The organism is Streptomyces sp. C (assembly GCF_000158895.1).
GTDB lineage: Bacteria > Actinomycetota > Actinomycetes > Streptomycetales > Streptomycetaceae > Streptomyces > Streptomyces racemochromogenes.
Window position 1 is genome coordinate 5,619,564 of sequence record NZ_GG657750.1, and the last position, 17,769, is coordinate 5,637,332.

The 17,769-nt window shown below is 72.6% G+C and carries 12 protein-coding genes and 1 pseudogene; 9 read left to right on the top strand and 4 right to left on the bottom strand.

The annotated features are described in order from the left end of the window. Positions 1–51 precede the first annotated feature (51 nt). Positions 52–933 (bottom strand): CAP domain-containing protein, encoded by an 882-nt coding sequence (locus SSNG_RS25565; RefSeq protein ID WP_007266806.1) that lies wholly within the window; start codon positions 931–933, stop codon positions 52–54. Between the two features lie 132 nt (positions 934–1,065). Here SSNG_RS25565 and SSNG_RS25570 point away from each other — a divergent pair, with 132 nt between their 5' ends. The 4 genes and pseudogenes from SSNG_RS25570 (at position 1,066) to SSNG_RS25590 (ending at position 7,515) form a co-directional block, all read left to right on the top strand. Beyond that, positions 1,066–1,347, top strand: coding sequence for an acylphosphatase (locus SSNG_RS25570; protein ID WP_007266807.1), 282 nt, complete (start codon positions 1,066–1,068; stop codon positions 1,345–1,347). A 349-nt stretch (positions 1,348–1,696) separates the two neighbouring features. Continuing rightward, positions 1,697–1,912, top strand: coding sequence for a hypothetical protein (locus tag SSNG_RS25575; RefSeq protein ID WP_007266808.1), 216 nt, complete (start codon positions 1,697–1,699; stop codon positions 1,910–1,912). A gap of 193 nt (positions 1,913–2,105) precedes the next feature. Further along, positions 2,106–5,880: pseudogene (locus SSNG_RS38125) on the top strand (AAA family ATPase). Between the two features lie 195 nt (positions 5,881–6,075). Continuing rightward, complete coding sequence (locus SSNG_RS25590; RefSeq protein ID WP_007266812.1) at positions 6,076–7,515, top strand: sugar porter family MFS transporter; 1,440 nt, start codon at positions 6,076–6,078, stop codon at positions 7,513–7,515. Positions 7,516–7,559: 44 nt separating this feature from the next. Here SSNG_RS25590 and SSNG_RS25595 read toward each other — a convergent pair whose 3' ends face one another. Together SSNG_RS25595 and SSNG_RS25600 are read right to left on the bottom strand one after the other, a co-directional pair. Further along, positions 7,560–8,546, bottom strand: a complete 987-nt coding sequence (locus SSNG_RS25595) for an LLM class flavin-dependent oxidoreductase (protein ID WP_007266813.1) — start codon at positions 8,544–8,546, stop codon at positions 7,560–7,562. A gap of 62 nt (positions 8,547–8,608) precedes the next feature. Next, positions 8,609–10,114, bottom strand: a complete 1,506-nt coding sequence (locus SSNG_RS25600) for a cytosine permease (protein WP_007266814.1) — start codon at positions 10,112–10,114, stop codon at positions 8,609–8,611. 143 nt (positions 10,115–10,257) lie between these two features. Between SSNG_RS25600 and ftsY the strand changes: the two genes are divergently transcribed. After that, on the top strand, positions 10,258–11,481 hold the full coding sequence (ftsY, locus tag SSNG_RS25605) for a signal recognition particle-docking protein FtsY (protein WP_007266815.1): 1,224 nt from the start codon (positions 10,258–10,260) through the stop codon (positions 11,479–11,481). Between the two features lie 102 nt (positions 11,482–11,583). On the opposite strand, the gene SSNG_RS25610 is transcribed toward ftsY, so the two are convergent. Continuing rightward, entirely contained in the window at positions 11,584–12,252 is a 669-nt protein-coding gene (locus tag SSNG_RS25610; RefSeq protein WP_007266816.1) for a bifunctional DNA primase/polymerase, read from the bottom strand. A 408-nt stretch (positions 12,253–12,660) separates the two neighbouring features. Here SSNG_RS25610 and SSNG_RS25615 point away from each other — a divergent pair, with 408 nt between their 5' ends. The 4 genes from SSNG_RS25615 to SSNG_RS25630 form a co-directional block, all read left to right on the top strand. Further along, the gene (locus SSNG_RS25615) at positions 12,661–14,154 is read left to right on the top strand and encodes a hypothetical protein (RefSeq protein WP_007266817.1); all 1,494 of its coding nucleotides are present in this window, start codon (positions 12,661–12,663) and stop codon (positions 14,152–14,154) included. Positions 14,155–14,415: 261 nt separating this feature from the next. Continuing rightward, positions 14,416–15,759: an ammonium transporter gene (locus SSNG_RS25620; protein ID WP_007266818.1), complete on the top strand. Its 1,344-nt coding sequence runs from the start codon at positions 14,416–14,418 to the stop codon at positions 15,757–15,759. Further along, positions 15,756–16,094, top strand: coding sequence for a P-II family nitrogen regulator (locus SSNG_RS25625; protein ID WP_007266819.1), 339 nt, complete (start codon positions 15,756–15,758; stop codon positions 16,092–16,094). Before SSNG_RS25620 ends, SSNG_RS25625 begins: the two co-directional genes overlap by 4 nt. 17 nt (positions 16,095–16,111) lie before the next feature. Beyond that, positions 16,112–17,769, top strand: a 1,658-nt coding sequence (locus tag SSNG_RS25630; protein ID WP_042804108.1) for a [protein-PII] uridylyltransferase, incomplete at its 3' end; no start/stop codon positions are given.

A 17,769-nucleotide genomic window follows, 5' to 3' on the forward strand; every position in this document is an offset into this window, starting at 1 on the left:
AAAAAAAAAAAAAAAATTTTTGTCCGCGTACGCGCACCGGGTCCGGTGCCGTCAGAAGCCGAAGTCCTGGGTCCACCAGGGGCCGCCGGAGCCGAAGTGGACGCCGACGCCGAGGGTGCGGAATTCGCAGTTGAGGATGTTCGCCTTGTGGCCGGGGCTGTTCATCCAGGCCTGCATCACGGACTTCGCGTCGCCCTGGCCGCGCGCGATGTTCTCGCCGCCCATGCCGGAGATCCCCGCGTTCTGGGCCCGCTGCCAGGGCGAGTTCCCGTCCGGGTCGGTGTGGTCGAAGAAGCCCCGCACGGCCATGTCCTTGCTGAAGGCGCCGGCCAGCGCCGCGAGCGGCGGGTTCGCCCGGACCGGCACGCACCCGGCCTGGGCGCGCTCCTGGTTCACGAGCGCGAGCACCTCGGCCTCCTCGGCGGACTCCCCGCCGCCGGCCGTCGGGGCGGCGGGCTTGGGAGCCGCGGGCGTCGGGGCCGCGGGCGGCTTGGGGGCGGCGGGCTTCGGCGCGGCGCTCGTCTCCGGGGCCTTCTCCGGCGACTTTTCCGGCGCCTTCGTGGAGGCCGGGGCGGAGGGTGACGGGGGCGCCGAGGACGACCCGGACGGGGAGGGCGACGCCGAGGGGGAGGCCGCGGCGGAGGCGGTGCCGGCCTGCGGGGCGGCAGCGGAGGCCCGGCCCGACAGGTTGGCCAGGCCGTTCGGCTGCCCGACCGGCTCGCGGGAGGCGGTGGCGGAGGGCTCGGCCCGGGCCTCCGTCTTCTCCCCGGCACCCGTGCCGACGTACGGGAAGGAGCCGCCGACCGGGACGAAGCCGGTCGTCACGGCCGCCGTGCCGAGGGCCACGGCCACGGACGCGCCGAGCAGCCCGGTGCGCACGGCGGTGCGCTTGGCGCCGCGCCGAGGTGCGGCGTGGAGTCGGTGGCGTCCCATGGCTGCCGTGCCTTCCCTTTGCAAGATCAACGTTTGCTCACCCGAAAGGGTGAGTCATTGGTGGGGGACTGTAGCCCATGGGACAAGGGGGGCGATGAGTCCCGGAACCGTTTGCCCGGTTAGCGTTCTTGCATGGATGAAGACGTGCGCATGACCGCCTGGGTGCGCGGCCGTGTACAGGGAGTGGGCTTCCGCTGGTTCACCAGGGCCAATGCCCTGGAGATCGGAGGGATGGCCGGCTTCGCGCTCAACCTCGACGACGGCCGAGTGCAGGTCGTGGCGGAAGGTCAACGTGAGAATTGCCACCGGCTGCTGGACTGGCTCCGCTCCGCCGACACGCCCGGACGGGTGGACGGGGTGACAGAGATCTGGGGCACACCGCGCGGCGGCTACGACGGCTTCGAGATCCGGTGACCAATCGACTGATCATGGACTGATCAGACCCCCGGAACGCCCGCACCCGGTCGGATCTGCGCATTCGCCGCCGACGCGTTGCCGCGGCGGTGGATCCGTGGAAGGCTCGGAGACGAGGATGATCCCTCCGCCCCTTGCGCGGACCGGGCCGCCCGCCGATACGGGGCGTGATCGTGTTGACCGTCAAACTTTTTGGTGAGACGCTGGAAGCCCCGCGCACCTGAGCTGTTTGGCAGTGGTGGCACCAGTAGGCGCAGTGACTGACTGTCGTTGCCGGACATCCGCGGGTGCGATTCCCTCACGACCCACACCGCTTCGGTCGGTCACTCAGTGTGGAGGACCATCCATCATGGCAAAGGCGCTTCTCGGTTACGTCGGCGGTTCCGACCCGCGACTCCTCGCCGAGATGCGACGGCTTCAGCAGCGCGTCCAGGACCTTGAGTCCGAGCTCGGACGGATCCAGTCCGAGAACGACGCTCTGACCGCGGCCGCCGCTCAGCACGGAGACTCGCTGCTCGACAGCATCGAGATGGACGTACCCCAGGCGGAGCCTGCGCTCACCTGATCCGCGCTCACCGTCGTTCGACTCCAGCCCCGAATGATCTGCAAGGGACGCCTCGGCGTCCCTTCTTTCTTTCCGCCCGCGCGTCATGCGCCGCGTCATGCGTTGGGCCAGGTGGGGGGCTGATTCCTTTAACGTCTGATGTGCCCTGCACCTTCATGGGTGAAACCGAACGTGAAAGGTAGAGTCCGGCGGCGTGCACCTCAAGTCCCTGACCCTGCGTGGCTTCAAATCCTTCGCCTCCGCCACCACCCTGCGCTTCGAACCGGGGATCACCTGCGTCGTCGGCCCGAACGGATCCGGCAAGTCCAACGTGGTGGACGCGCTCTCCTGGGTCATGGGGGAACAGGGAGCCAAGTCCCTGCGCGGCGGGAAGATGGAAGACGTCATCTTCGCGGGCACCACGGGACGCCCGCCCCTGGGACGGGCCGAGGTCTCCCTCACCATCGACAACTCCGACGGCGCCCTCCCCATCGACTACGCCGAGGTCACCATCACGCGGATCATGTTCCGCGGCGGCAGCAGCGAATACCAGATCAACGGTGACACCTGCCGGCTCCTCGACATCCAGGAGCTGCTCTCCGACTCCGGCATCGGCCGCGAGATGCACGTCATCGTCGGGCAGGGGCAGCTCGACTCCGTCCTGCACGCCGACCCGACGGGCCGCCGCGCCTTCATCGAGGAGGCCGCGGGCGTACTGAAGCACCGCAAGCGCAAGGAGAAGGCGCTGCGCAAGCTCGACGCGATGCAGGCCAACCTCGCGCGGGTGCAGGACCTGGCCGACGAACTCCGCCGCCAGCTCAAACCCCTGGGCCGGCAGGCGGCGGTGGCCCGCCGGGCCGCCGTGATCCAGGCCGACCTGCGCGACGCGAAGCTGCGGCTGCTCGCCGACGACCTGGTGGCGCTGCGGGGCGCGCTGGAAGCGGAGATCGCGGACGAGGCCGCGCTCAAGGAGCGCAAGGAGGCCGCGGAACGGGACCTCGCCGACGCACTGCGCCGGGAGGCGGAGCTGGAGGAATCGGTACGCCGCCTCGCGCCGCGGCTCCGGCGGGCCCAGCAGACCTGGTACGAGCTGTCGCAGCTCGCCGAGCGGGTGCGCGGCACCGCCTCGCTGGCCGAGGCCCGGGTCAGGAGCGCGTCCGCGCCGGTGGAGGAGGAGCGGCGCGGCCGCGACCCCGAGGACCTGGAGCGGGAGGCCGCGCGGATCCGGGAGCAGGAGGCGGAGCTGACCGCCGCGCTGGAGGCCGCCGAGCGGGCCCTGGAGGACACCGCCGCGCACCGGGCCGAGCTGGAGCGGGCCCTCGCGGAGGAGGAGCGGCGGCTGCGGGACGCCGCGCGGGCCATCGCCGACCGGCGCGAGGAGCTGGCCCGGCTGACCGGCCGGCTCGGGGCGGCCCGGTCGCGGGCGGGTGCGGCGCAGGCGGAGATCGAGCGGCTCGTGGCGGCCCGGGACGAGGCGGAGGCCCGGGCGGTGGCGGCCCGGGAGGAGTACGAGGAACTGGCCGCGGAGGTCGGCGGGCTCGAAGACCCTTCGGTGGAGGAGGAGTACGAGGCGGCGGCGAAGGCCGAGCTGACCGGAGGCCGCGCTCGGCGCCGCCCGGGAGGCGCTGGGCGCGGCGGAACGGTCCCGCGCGGCGGTGTCGGCGCGGCGGGAGGCGCTCGCGCTGGGGCTGCGGCGCAAGGACGGGACCGGGGCGCTGCTCGCGGTGCGGGAGCGGCTGGCGGGGGTGCTGGGGCCGGCGGCGGAGCGGGTGTCGGTGGTGCCGGGGTACGAGGTCGCCGTGGCCGCCGCGCTGGGGGCTGCCGCCGATGCGGTGGCGGTGGCCTCTGCCGGGGCGGCTGCCGGTGCGATCCGGCACCTGCGGGAGGCCGATGCGGGGCGGGCCACGTTCCTGATCGCCGGTTCCGCCGGTGCTGTGATCCCGGGGCAGGGCCCCGTGGCCCCGGGCGGGGCCGCGCTCCCCGGGCAGGCTCAGGGAGGGGAAGCCCCCCACCCCGCCCCTTCCCGCAACTGGGGCTCCGCCCCGGACCCCGCGCCTCAAGCGCCGGATGGGCTGGAAGTGCGGGGCTCCGCTGTGGACCCGCGGGTTCAGGCGGCGGCGGGGCCGGGAGCGGGCTCCGCCGCGGAGACCGCGGTTCAGGCGGTGGCCGTCGGGGTCGCCACGTGCCTGGAGGCCGCTTCGCTCGTGCGGGGGGATGACGAGGTGCGGCGGGCCGTGGCGTGGGTGCTGCGGGAGCACGTCGTGGTCGGGAGCCTGGAGGAGGCCGAGGCGGTCGTCGCCGCGCGGCCGGACCTGGTCGCGGTGACCACCAACGGGGACGTGCTCGGCGCCCACCTCGCGCACGGCGGCTCCGCGGGCGCGCCCAGCCTCATCGAGGTGCAGGCCGCCGTCGACGAGGCGGCGGCGGAACTGGAGCGGCTGGACGGCGAGTGCCGGGAGCTGGCCGGGGCCGAGGAGGCGGCCCGGCACCGCCGCGACGGGGCGGCGGCCCGCGCCGAAGAGCTGGCGGAGCTGCGCCGGGCCGGGGAGAAGGCCCGCGCCGGGGCCGCCCAGCAGCTCGGCAGGCTCGCCGGGCAGGCGTAGGATCCGCGGGCGAGGCCGAGCGCACCGCCCGGGCGGCGGCCACCGCCCAGGAAGGCGCTCGAACGCGCGCCGGGAAGACGTCGAGGAGTGCGCGGAGCGGCTCGCGGCCGCGGAGGAGATTGCCGCTGGCGGAGGAGCCCGACACCTCGGCCCGAGAACCGGCTCTCCGCCGACGGGGCGAACGCGCGGCAGACCGAGATGGAGGCCCGCCTCCCAGCTGCGTACGCACGAGGAGCGGGTCAAGGGCCTGGCCCTTTTTTTGCCGACGCGCTGGACCGGGGCGCCCGGGCTGAGCGGAGAGGCGCGGGCCCGCGCGGAGCGGCGCCGGCGGCGCCGCCGGTACTAGGCGAGGTGGGCCGGGCCGTCGCCGACGGGGCCCGGCAGCTGCTGGCGCACCTGGAGGTGTCGACCGGCCGGGCAGAGCTGGAGCGTTCGGCCGCCGAGCACGCCAAGGGGCTGTGCGAGCAGGAGCTCGGCGAGGCCCGCGGCCGGGGCCGCGACCTCAAGGGCGAGCTCGACAAGCTGACCGACTCCGTGCACCGGGGCGAGGTGCTCGGCGCCGAGAAGCGGCTGCGGATCGAGCAGCTGGAGGCGCGGGCGCTGGAGGAGCTGGGGGTGGAGCCCGCCGCCCTGGTGGCGGAGTACGGGCCCGACCAGCCGGTGCCCCCGTCCCCGCCGGCCGAGGGCGAGGTGCTCCCGGAGGATCCGGAGCACCCCCGCAACCGGCCGGGCCCCTTCGACCGGGCCCGGCAGGAGAAGCGGCTCAAGGCGGCCGAGCGGGCCTACCAGCAGCTGGGCAAGGTCAACCCGCTGGCGCTGGAGGAGTTCGCGGCGCTGGAAGAGCGCCACCGGTTCCTCAGCGAGCAGCTGGGCGACCTGCGGAAGACCCGTGCCGACCTCCTTCAAGTGGTGAAGGAGGTCGACCAGCGGGTCGAGCAGGTCTTCACCGAGGCCTACCGGGACACCGCGCGGGAGTTCGAGGGGGTGTTCTCGCGGCTGTTCCCCGGTGGCGAGGGCCGTCTGGTGCTCACCGACCCGGACGACATGCTGGCCACGGGCGTGGACGTCGAGGCCCGGCCGCCGGGCAAGAAGGTCAAGCGGCTGTCGCTGCTGTCCGGCGGCGAGCGGTCGCTGACCGCGGTGGCACTGCTGGTCTCCATCTTCAAGGCGCGGCCCAGCCCGTTCTACGTGATGGACGAGGTGGAGGCGGCGCTGGACGACACCAACCTCCAGCGGCTGATCCGCATCATGGAGGAGCTCCAGGAGAGCTCGCAGCTGATCGTCATCACCCACCAGAAGCGGACGATGGAGGTCGCGGACGCCCTCTACGGCGTCTCGATGCAGGGCGACGGGGTCTCGAAGGTCATCAGCCAGCGGCTCCGCTGAGCCTGCACCTTCAAGAAGTGGCCTTCAAGAAATGAAATCAAGGTCGTACTGCTGAACTTAATCATACCTTCACATCACCTATTGACTTCAGGAAATGAACGCATAGGCTCTGTGCTGCCTCCCGCCTTCCAGTGGTGCCCGATCTTGACCTGTGCCCCACTAGGAGAACGGACAGAACCCCCCACGGAGCACACCTTGACCAGCAGCACTGCGCAGGCACCGGCGCCCGGTGACGGCGGCGGACGAGCGTCCCAGCCCGACCACCTCGGGCACGTCATCTTCATCACCGCGGCCGCCGCCATGGGCGGATTCCTCTTCGGCTACGACAGTTCCGTCATCAACGGCGCCGTCGTCGCCATCCGCGACCGCTTCGACATCGGTTCGGCCGCGCTCGCCCAGGTGATCGCCGCCGCGCTGATCGGCTGCGCGCTCGGCGCCGCCACCGCGGGCCGCATCGCCGACCGGATCGGCCGCATCCGCTGCATGCAGATCGCCGCCGTCCTCTTCACGGCGAGCGCCATCGGCTCGGCCCTCCCGTTCGCCCTCTGGGACCTCGCGGTGTGGCGCGTCATCGGCGGCTTCGGCATCGGCATGGCCTCCGTCATCGGCCCCGCCTACATCGCCGAGGTGTCCCCGCCCGCCTACCGGGGCCGGCTGGCCTCCTTCCAGCAGGCCGCCATCGTCATCGGCATCGCCATCTCGCAGCTGGTCAACTGGGGCATCCTGAACCTCGCCGACGGCGACCAGCGCGGGAAGGTCGGCGGGCTCGAAGCCTGGCAGTGGATGCTCGGCGTGATGGTCGTCCCGGCCGTGCTCTACGGGCTGATGTCCTTCGTCATCCCCGAGTCGCCCCGCTTCCTGATCTCCGCCGGGCGCACCGAGGAGGCCCGCAAGGTGCTGGCCGAGGTCGAGGGGAGCAAGGTCGACCTGGACGGCCGCGTCGCCGAGATCGAGGCGGCCATGCGCTCCGAGCACAAGTCCACCTTCAAGGACCTGCTCGGCGGCCGCTTCGGCCTCATGCCCATCGTCTGGATCGGCATCGGCCTCTCGGTCTTCCAGCAGCTCGTCGGCATCAACGTGATCTTCTACTACAGCTCCTCGCTGTGGCAGTCCGTCGGCATCGACCCGACCAGCTCGTTCCTGTACTCCTTCACCACGTCGATCATCAACATCGTCGGCACGGTGATCGCGATGATCTTCGTGGACCGGATCGGCCGCAAGCCGCTCGCGTTGATCGGCTCGGCGGGCATGGCCGTCTCCCTCGGCCTCTGCGCCTGGGCGTTCTCGTACAAGACCGGCACCGGCGACGACATCTCCATGCCCGACACCCAGGGCACCGTCGCGCTGATCGCCGCCCACGCCTTCGTCCTCTTCTTCGCCCTCTCCTGGGGCGTGGTGGTGTGGGTGCTGCTCGGCGAGATGTTCCCCAACCGGATCCGCGCCGCCGCCCTCGGCGTCGCCGCCGCGGCCCAGTGGGTCGCCAACTGGGTCATCACCGTCACCTTCCCGACCCTGTCGGACTGGAACCTGTCCGGCGCGTACGTCATCTACACGGTCTTCGCCGTGCTCTCGATCCCGTTCATCCTCAAGTGGGTGCCGGAGACCAAGGGCAAGGCGTTGGAGGAGATGGGGTAACCAACCCCCGCCACCGCCCCTCTCCTCCGCGGTCCTGCCCCGGCTCAGTCCCTGAGCCGGGGCAGGACCTTTTCGCACAGCAGCCGGAGGCTGCGCCGTCCCTCGTCCAGCGGCATCCCGCCGCACAGCGGGTGCAGGACGAGGTTCCCCGACTCGCCCGCCCCGCGCGCGTACGCGACCGCCCCGTCCGGGTCGAGGATCCGGTAGACCCCCTCGGCCCGCAGCTCCTCGACCGTGCGGGCGCCGGACCGCACCGCCGAGCGGATGTCCTTGGACTGCCAGGAGGCGTACGTGCCCGCCTCGTGCAGGAAGTGCTTCCCGTAGAGCGCCCACGCCCGGTCCGGGTCCTCCGCGACGTGCAGCAGCGGGGTCTCCCGCGCCGGCATCATGCAGAAGCCCTCGGTGCCGTACTCCGCGAGCCGCTCCGCGTAGTACGCCTCCAGCTCCGGCAGGTGCGCGCTCGGGAAGAACGGCAGCCCCAGCCGGGCCGCCCGGCGCGCCGCCGCCTTGGAGCTCCCGCCCACCAGCAGCATCGGGTGCGGCTGGGTGAAGGGCACCGGGGTCACCTTCACGGTGCGGCCCCGGAACTCGAAGGGCTCGCCGGTCCAGGCCTTCAGCAGGGTCTCCAGCAGCTCGTCCTGGAGCCTGCCGCGCCGCCCCCACTCCACCCCGTGCTGCTCGTACTCCTCGGGCCGGTAGCCGATGCCGGCCACGGTCACCAGCCGCCCGCCGCCGATGAGGTCCAGCACGGCGATGTCCTCGGCCACCTTCAGCGGGTCGTGCAGCGGACCGATGATCGCCGAGACGGTGACCGCGATCCGCCGGGTCGCGCCGAGGACGGCGCCGGCGAACGCGAAGGGGGAGGGCAGCCAGTTGTTGTCGGTGCCGTGGTGCTCCTCGGTCTGGATCGTGTCGATCCCGTGCTCGTCGGCGTACCGGGCCATCTCCACCGCCGCCTGGTAGCGGGCGGCCAGCGTCGCGGGGGTGCCGTCGGGGTCGATCAGGTTGAACCGGGCCACGGTGATGGGCATGGGAGGTCCCCCTTCGCCGGATGCGGACGGGCGGGCGAGGGGGGACGTTAGCTGACGTAGCGTCAGTTGGACAGGGTCCCGCCCGGGACGCGCTCCGCACCGGACTCCGCCGCCGCCGGGGCGGGGGTCCGCGGCAGCACGGCGTACAGCGCGGCGGAGACCAGGATGCCGGTCACCCAGCCGAGGCCGTTCTCGCCGATCCAGGTGGAGGCCAGCGGCCCGCTGAACCAGTCGACCTTGGTGAACAGCAGCCCCGCGACCAGGGCCGCGCCCCAGGCCGTCATCGCCTGCCAGGCGAAACCGCCCCGGTACCAGTAGGCGCTGCCCGGCGTGGTGTCCAGCAGCGCCGCACCGTCGTAGGAGGGGCGGCGCAGCATGTCCACGCCGAAGACGCCGATCCACGCGGAGAACGCCACGGCCAGCAGGGTCAGGAAGGAGATGAACGAGCCGAAGAAGCTGGTCGCCACCACCATCAGCAGGAAGCCGAAGACCAGGCTGATGACGGCGTTGACGCTGACCGCCCAGGCGCGCGGCACCTTGATGCCCAGGGTCTGCGCGGTGAACCCGGCCGAGTACATCGACATCGAGTTGATCAGCAGCATCCCGATCAGGGCGATCAGCAGGTAGGGCACCGCGATCCAGGTCGGCAGCAGCTCGCCGATGAAGGAGACCGGGTCCTGCGCGCTCGCCAGGTCCGGCGTGCCGACGGCCATCACCGCGCCCATCAGCACCATCGGCAGGACCACCACGCCCGCGCCGCCGATCGTCGCGCCGACCATCCCCTTGGCGGAGGCCGTGCGCGGCAGGTAGCGGGTGAAGTCCGGGCCGGACGGCACCCAGCTGATGCCGCCCGCCGCGATGGTGCCGATGCCCGCGACCGTCATCGCCGTGGAGCCGGCCGGCTTGCCGAAGACGGCCGACCAGTCGGTGGTGAAGAGCAGGTAGCCGAGGACGAGCACGCTGAAGCCGCCGAAGAGGTACGTCGACCACTTCGAGCAGACGCGCAGCGCGTTGATGCCCAGCCCGGAGACCACGAAGGTGCAGCCCACGAAGAAGAGCAGGGTGACGACGACGAGGGCGGTGTTGCTCTTCACGCCGAAGAGCAGGTCCAGGACGGTCAGCACGGCGTAGGCGCCGCTGACCGCGTTGATGGTCTCCCAGCCCCAGCGCGCCACCCAGATCAGGGCGCCGGGGAAGAGGTTGCCGCGCTGGCCGAAGACGGCACGCGAGAGCGCCATGCCGGGCGCCCCGCCGCGCTTCCCGGCGACGGAGATCAGGCCGACGATCCCGTACGAGACGACGGGCGCGGCGAGCGCGACGACCAGCACCTGCCAGATGTTGAGCTTGTTGAAGATCACCAGTCCCGCGCCCATGGTGAGCAGCAGCACGCTGATGTTCGCGGCGACCCAGGTCGGCACCAGCTCGCGGACCCGGCCGGTGCGCTCGGCGTCCGGTACGGGCTCCAGCCCGCGGGTCTCGGCGGCGTTCTTGCCGGTGGTGGCCGGGGCTGCTGCGGTTGCGGCTGCGGTCTCGGCCGGTATCGCGCCGGTGGCGGGCTCGGCGGGCATGCGGGTGCTCCGTGGGGCGTGCGAGGACGGGAAGTCGTCCATCATCGTAGATTTGCGCTGAAAAGCATAAATAGGGGCTTAGGGCCCGGTAAGGCCTTCGAGGTCCGGGCTCCGGGGCCGCCGTGGCCGATACTGGGACGGTTATGGAAATCCTCATCCTTGCTGTAGTCATCGCCCTGGTCGCGGTCGGCGCGATCAGCGGGCTCGTGGTCAGCAGCCGCAAGAAGAAGCAGCTGCCCCCCACGGCGCCGCCGAGCACGCCGACCATCACTGCCCCGCCCGCCGAACCGCAGGTGGGGGAGGACTCCGCCCCAACGGTCGAAGAGCCGCGCCGGACCATCGAGGAGGTCGTGCTCCCCGAGGCGGAGGCCGCGGCCCCCGAGGCCGTCGAAGCGCCCGTCGCCGAGCCGGAGGCCCCGGCCGCGCCCGAGATCGAGGTGCCCGAGCCCACCGCCGGCCGCCTGGTCCGGCTCCGCGCGCGGCTCGCCCGTTCGCAGAACTCGCTCGGCAAGGGGCTGCTCACGCTGCTCTCGCGCGAGCACCTCGACGAGGACACCTGGGAGGAGATCGAGGAGACCCTCCTCATCGCCGACGTCGGTGTCGCGCCGACGCAGGAACTGGTCGAGCGGCTCCGCGAGCGGGTCAAGGTGCTCGGCACCCGCACCCCCGCCGAGCTGCGCACCCTGCTGAAGGAGGAGCTGCTGACCCTGGTCGGCACCGACTTCGACCGCGCCGTCAAGACCGAGAGCGCCGCCGACACCCCGGGCGTCGTGATGGTCGTCGGCGTCAACGGCACCGGCAAGACCACCACCACCGGCAAGCTCGCCCGGGTGCTCGTCGCCGACGGACGCAGCGTGGTGCTCGGCGCCGCCGACACCTTCCGCGCCGCCGCCGCCGACCAGCTCCAGACCTGGGGCGAGCGCGTGGGCGCCCGTACCGTCCGCGGCCCCGAGGGCGGCGACCCGGCCTCCATCGCCTACGACGCGGTCAAGGAGGGCATCGCCGAGGGCGCCGACGTGGTGCTCATCGACACCGCCGGCCGGCTGCACACCAAGACCGGCCTCATGGACGAGCTCGGCAAGGTCAAGCGCGTCGTGGAGAAGCACGGCCCGCTGGACGAGGTGCTCCTGGTCCTGGACGCCACCACCGGCCAGAACGGCCTGACCCAGGCGCGCGTCTTCGCCGAGGTCGTGGACATCACCGGCATCGTGCTCACCAAGCTCGACGGCACCGCCAAGGGCGGCATCGTCGTCGCCGTCCAGCGCGAGCTGGGCGTCCCGGTCAAGCTCGTCGGCCTCGGCGAGGGCCCGGACGACCTGGCCCCCTTCGAGCCCGAGGCGTTCGTGGACGCCCTCATCGGCGACTGAGGCACCGGCACCGGCACCTCCGACGCCTCGCCGAAGGCCTTACGCAGACCAGTGCCCCCGTGTCCGTCCAGGACCCGGGGGCACTGCCGCGGGCGGGGGCCGTCAGCGGCGGAAGCGGTGACAGGTGTAGGCCAGGGTGCCGAGCAGCAGCCGGGCCTGCGGGGGGCCGCCCGCACTGTCCAGCGCGGGCCCGCGCAGCCAGGTGGCCGGGCCCAGGCCCGCGTGGTCGCAGGGCGGGGCGGTCAGGAAGGCGCCGCGGCCCAGGGCGCGCAGGTCGAGGTCGGCGTCGTCCCAGCCCATCCGGTACAGCAGCTCGGGCAGCTCGGCGGCGGCGCCCGGGGCGACGAAGAACTGCGCCCGGCCGTCCGGGGTGGCCGTCACGGGCCCCAGCGGCAGGCCCATCCGCTCCAGCCGGACCAGGGCGCGCCGCCCGGCCTCGGCGGAGACCTCGATGACGTCGAAGGAGCGGCCGACGGGGAGCAGCACCGCCGCGCCCGGGTACTCGCCCCAGATCTCGGAGACCTCGTCCAGGGTGGCGCCCCCCGGGACGGTCGGAGCGAAGTCCAGCGGGTGCGCCCCCGGCGCGCCGCAGTTCGTATGACCGCAGGAGCAGTCGCGGCCCGGACCCGCGGCGCGGGCGCCGGGGACCGCGTCCCAGCCCCAGAGCCCGGTGTACTCCGCCACCGTCGTGCACTCCGAGGTCCGTCCGCGGCGCCGGACGCCGGAACGGAACTCCTTGGTGCCGCGGCTGCCGCCGATCGTGAAGCCCATGCCCATGCCCCCTCCAACGGGTCGGACGCGCCGGTGGTTACGACGTCGGCGAGACCTGTCGGAGGCCGGTCGGAGCGCGCCGTCCACCGGAGCCGCCCGGCGCACTCCTCGCCGCGCGCGCCCCGAGCGCACTCCCGTCCAACCGCTGGCGTTTCGCCTTGGTGTCAAGTGAATCGCGCCTGGCCGGTGGCGAGTTCATTCGAAGGGGTGGCGAATGGTGGCGTTTCTGGAATCGACCTCGCCGACGGGGTGATCGTAGGATTACTTTCGGTGCACGAACCTGGACGGCGGACCCCAACCGTGGGTATGCCGGAGGCAATCGGTGGAGGACCTGTGAAGGTCCCTGGCGGAGTCGGCCGCCCCGGCCAGGGTTCCGTGTGAAGAGGCGATGCGGATGGGGGCGTTCCAGTGAGCGGCAACGGCGCAAGCGGAACGAGCGGCGAATCCGCTGTCCGGAACGAACAGCTGACCTCGTGGTTCGTCCGCAGCGGCTGGTCCAAGGGCGAACTCGCCCGACAGGTCAACCGCCGCGCGCGCCAGATGGGCGCCCACCACATCAGCACCGACACCTCCCGCGTGCGCCGCTGGCTCGACGGCGAACAGCCCCGCGAACCCGTCCCGCGGATCCTCTCGGAGCTCTTCTCCGAACGCTTCGGCTCCGTCGTCGCCATCGAACAGCTCGGCCTGCGCACCGCCCACCAGACCCCCTCCGTCTCCGGCGTCGACCTGCCCTGGGCCGGCCCGCAGACCGTGGAACTGCTCAGCGAGTTCTCCCGCAGCGACCTGATGCTCGCCCGCCGCGGCTTCCTCGGGACCTCCCTCGCCCTCTCCGCCGGCCCCGCCCTCATCGAGCCCATGCAGCGCTGGCTCGTCCCCTCCCCGGCCGCCGACCTCGGACCGCGCCCCGACCCCGGCCCGTCGGGCGCCCTCGGCGGACACCGGCCGCCCCGGCTGTCCGAGCCGGAACTCGACCTCCTCGAAGCCACCACCGTGATGTTCCGCCAGTGGGACGCCCAGTGCGGCGGCGGACTGCGCCGCAAGGCCGTCGTCGGACAGCTCCACGAGGTCACCGACCTGCTCCAGGAGAGCCACCCGGCGCCGGTCATGAAGCGGCTGTTCAAGGTCGCCGCCGAACTCGCCGAACTCGCCGGATGGATGAGTTACGACATCGGCCTGCACCCCACCGCGCAGAAGTACTTCGTCCTCGCGCTGCACGCCGCGAAGGAAGCCGGCGACAAGCCGCTGGGCTCCTACATCCTGTCCGGCATGAGCCGCCAGATGATCCACCTGGGCCGCCCCGAGGACGCCCTGGAGCTCATCCACCTCGCCCAGTACGGCAGCCGCGACTGCGCCGGACCGCGCACCCAGGCCATGCTGTACGCGATGGAGGCCCGGGCCTACGCCAACATGGGCCAGCCCAGCCGCTGCAAGCGGGCCGTGCGGATGGCCGAGGACACCTTCTCCGACGTCGGCTTCGATCCCGAACCCGAACCCGACTGGATCCGCTTCTTCTCCGAGGCCGAGCTCAACGGCGAGAACTCGCACTCCTACCGCGACCTCGCCTACGTCGCGGGCCGCAGCCCCACCTACGCCTCCCTCGCCGAGCCCGTCATGGAACGGGCCGTGGAACTCTTCGCCAAGGACGGGGAACACCAGCGCTCGTACGCCCTGAACCTCATCGGCATGGCCACCGTCCACCTGCTCCAGCGTGAGCCGGAACAGGCCACCGTCCTCGTGGACCAGGCCCTCGACGTGGCGAGAAAGGTACGGTCCGAACGGGTGAACACCCGGCTCCGCAAGACCGTCGACACCGCCGCCCGTGAATACGGGGACGTGGCCGAGGTGGTCCGGCTGACCGACCTCCTCGCCTCCCGGCTGCCCGAGGCCGCCGAGGCCGTCTGAGCCGCCCCGCGGCCCCGGCGCGCGCCTGACGTGTGCCCGACCCCCGCCTGACCCTCACGTGACCCGGACCGGACCCGTACCTCACCGGTTCATGGAGGCGTAACACGCACGACCTCTTCGTCATCGGAGCGAAACACCCAGCGGCGCCGCCGGAAACCGGCCTGCGCGAATCTCAGGGCCAATAACCGGCCAGACCTTACGCCGCCGCTCAGGTTCCCACGATCGCCCGCACGCGAACGTACCGACGACGAGGAGACGCCGATGGCATCAGCCATCACGACCCTCGCAGCAGACGCCCCGACGCTGTCTGCCGCGAACACCGGGTTCATGCTCATCTGCTCCGCCCTGGTCATGCTGATGACCCCGGGACTCGCCTTCTTCTACGGAGGCATGGTCCGCGTCAAGAGCAGCCTCAACATGCTGATGATGAGCTTCATCAGCCTCGGGATCGTCACGATCCTCTGGGTCCTCTACGGCTTCAGCCTCGCCTTCGGCACCGACTCCGGCTCGCTGATCGGCTGGAACTCCGACTACGTCGGCCTCAGCGGAATCGGCCTCACCGAGCTGTGGGACGGCTACACCATCCCCGTCTACGTCTTCGCCGTCTTCCAGCTGATGTTCGCCGTCATCACACCCGCCCTGATCAGCGGCGCCCTCGCCGACCGCGTCAAGTTCAGCGCCTGGGTGCTCTTCACCGCCCTGTGGGTCACCGTCGTCTACTTCCCCGTCGCCCACTGGGTGTGGGGCGCCGGCGGCTGGCTCTTCGAGCTCGGCGTCATCGACTTCGCCGGCGGCACCGCCGTCCACATCAACGCGGGCGCCGCCGCCCTCGGCGTCATCCTGGTCATCGGCAAGCGCGTCGGCTTCAAGAAGGACCCGATGCGCCCGCACAGCCTCCCCCTGGTCATGCTCGGCGCGGGCCTGCTGTGGTTCGGCTGGTTCGGCTTCAACGCCGGCTCCTGGCTCGGCAACGACGACGGCGTCGGCGCCGTCATGTTCGTCAACACCCAGGTCGCCACCGCCGCCGCCATGCTCGCCTGGCTCGGCTACGAGAAGCTGCGCCACGGCTCCTTCACCACCCTCGGAGCCGCCTCCGGCGCCGTCGCCGGCCTCGTCGCCATCACCCCCGCCGGCGGATCCGTCAGCCCGCTCGGCGCGATCGCCGTCGGCGCCATCGCCGGTGTGCTGTGCGCCATGGCCGTCGGCCTGAAGTACAGGTTCGGCTACGACGACTCCCTCGACGTGGTCGGCGTCCACCTCGTCGGCGGCATCGCAGGCTCCCTGCTCGTCGGCTTCTTCGCCACCGGCGGCGTCCAGTCCGACGCCAAGGGCCTCTTCTACGGCGGCGGCCTCGAACAGCTCGGCAAGCAGGCCGTCGGGGTCTTCTCCGTCCTCGCCTACTCCCTCGTCGTATCGGCGATCATGGCCTTCCTCCTCGACAAGACCATCGGGATGCGGGTCGCGGAGGACGTCGAGGTCTCCGGCATCGACCAGGTCGAGCACGCCGAGACCGCATACGACTTCAGCGGCGCCGGCGGCGGGATCTCCGCACGGACCACCACCGCACCCGCCCCCGCCGCCGCGAGCAAGAAGGTCGACGCATGAAGCTGATCACCGCCATCGTCAAGCCCTACAAGCTGGACGAGATCAAGGAAGCCCTCCACGCCTTCGGCGTCCAGGGCCTCACCGTCTCCGAGGCCAGCGGGTACGGCCGCCAGCGCGGCCACACCGAGGTCTACCGCGGCGCCGAGTACACCGTGGACCTCGTACCGAAGATCCGCATCGAGGTGCTCGTCGAGGACGACGAGGCCGAAGAGCTCATCTCCGTCATCGTCAGCGCCGCCCGGACCGAGAAGATCGGCGACGGCAAGGTGTGGAGCGTCCCCGTGGACTCGGTCGTCCGGGTCCGCACCGGCGAGCGCGGCGCCGACGCGCTCTAGACGACGGGAGCCGCAGGGTGACGAGCGCCGAAGAGACCATGCAGGACGACCCGGCCGGCTCCGGAACCGGCGGCTACGCCGAGGCCCGGCTGCGGCTCCTCCAGGAGGAGTCGCGGTCCGGGCCCTCCCGGCGTTCCGCCCTGTCCGGGCTGACCGACCAGTGGCTGAACGCACAGTTCGCGCGGGCGGCGCGCGAGAGCGGCGTACGGGGCGCCGCCCTCGTCGCCGTCGGCGGCTACGGACGCGCCGACCTCTCCCCGCGCAGCGACCTCGACCTGCTGCTCCTCCACGACGGCAAGGCCCGTCCCGCCGAGCTGAAGGCGCTCGCCGACCGCCTCTGGTACCCCGTGTGGGACCTCGGGCTGGCCCTGGACCACTCCGTACGCACCCCCGCCGAGGCCCGCAAGACCGCCGCCGAGGACCTCAAGGCCCACCTCGGACTGCTCGACGCGCGGCTCGTCTCCGGCGACGCCGGGCTCCTCGCCGGGCTGCGCACCTCGGTGCTCGCCGACTGGCGCAACCAGGCCGCCCGGCGCCTCCCGCAGCTGCACGCCCTGTGCCGGGAACGCGCCGAGCGGGCGGGGGAGCTGCGCTTCCTGCTGGAACCCGACCTCAAGGAGGCCCGCGGCGGGCTCCGCGACGCCACCGTCCTGCGGGCCGTCGCCGCGTCCTGGCTGGCCGACGCCCCGCGCGAGGGGCTCGCCGAGGCCCGGCGCCGGCTGCTGGACGCGCGCGACGCGCTGCACCTGGTCACCGGCCGCGCCACCGACCGGCTCTCCCTCCAGGAGCAGCCCCAGGTCGCCGCCCGGCTGGGGCTGCTCGACGCCGACGCGCTGCTGCGCGAGGTGTACGAGGCCGCGCGGGTCGTCGCCTACGCCGGCGACGTCACCTGGCGGGAGGTCGGGCGGGTGCTGCGCGCCCGGGCCGCCCGGCCGAGGCTGCGCGGCCTCCTCGGGACCCGGGGTGCGACGGCCCCCGAGCGGGCGCCGCTGGCCGAGGGGGTGGTGGAGTCCGACGGGGAGGCGGTGCTCGCGCTGGCCGCCCGGCCCGACCGGGACCCCGTACTGCCCCTGCGCTTCGGCGCCGCCGCCGCGCAGGCGGGCCTGCCCGTCTCGCTGCACGCCGTGCGCCGCCTCGCCGCGCAGGCCCGGCCGCTGCCGCGCGTGCCGTGGCCGGCGGAGGCCCGGGAGCAGCTGCTGACGCTGCTGGGCGCGGGCGAGCCGACGGTGGGGGTGTGGGAGGCGCTGGAGGCCGAGGGGCTGATCACCCGGCTGCTGCCCGACTGGGAGCGGGTGCGCTGCCGCCCCCAGCACAACCCCGTGCACACCTGGACGGTGGACCGGCACCTGATCGAGACGGCCGTACGGGCCTCGGCGCTGACCCGCCGGGTGGGCCGGCCCGACCTGCTGCTGATGGCGGCCCTGCTGCACGACATCGGCAAGGGCTGGCCCGGCGACCACTCCGTCGTCGGCGAGACCATCGCCCGGGACATGGCCGTGCGGGTGGGCTTCGACGCCGAGGACACCGCCGTGCTGGGCACGCTCGTACGCCACCACCTGCTGCTGGTGGACACCGCGACCCGGCGGGACCTCGACGACCCGGCGACCGTCACCGCGGTGGCCCGGGCGGTGGGGTCGACCGGCACCCTGGAGGTCCTGCACGCCCTCACCGAGGC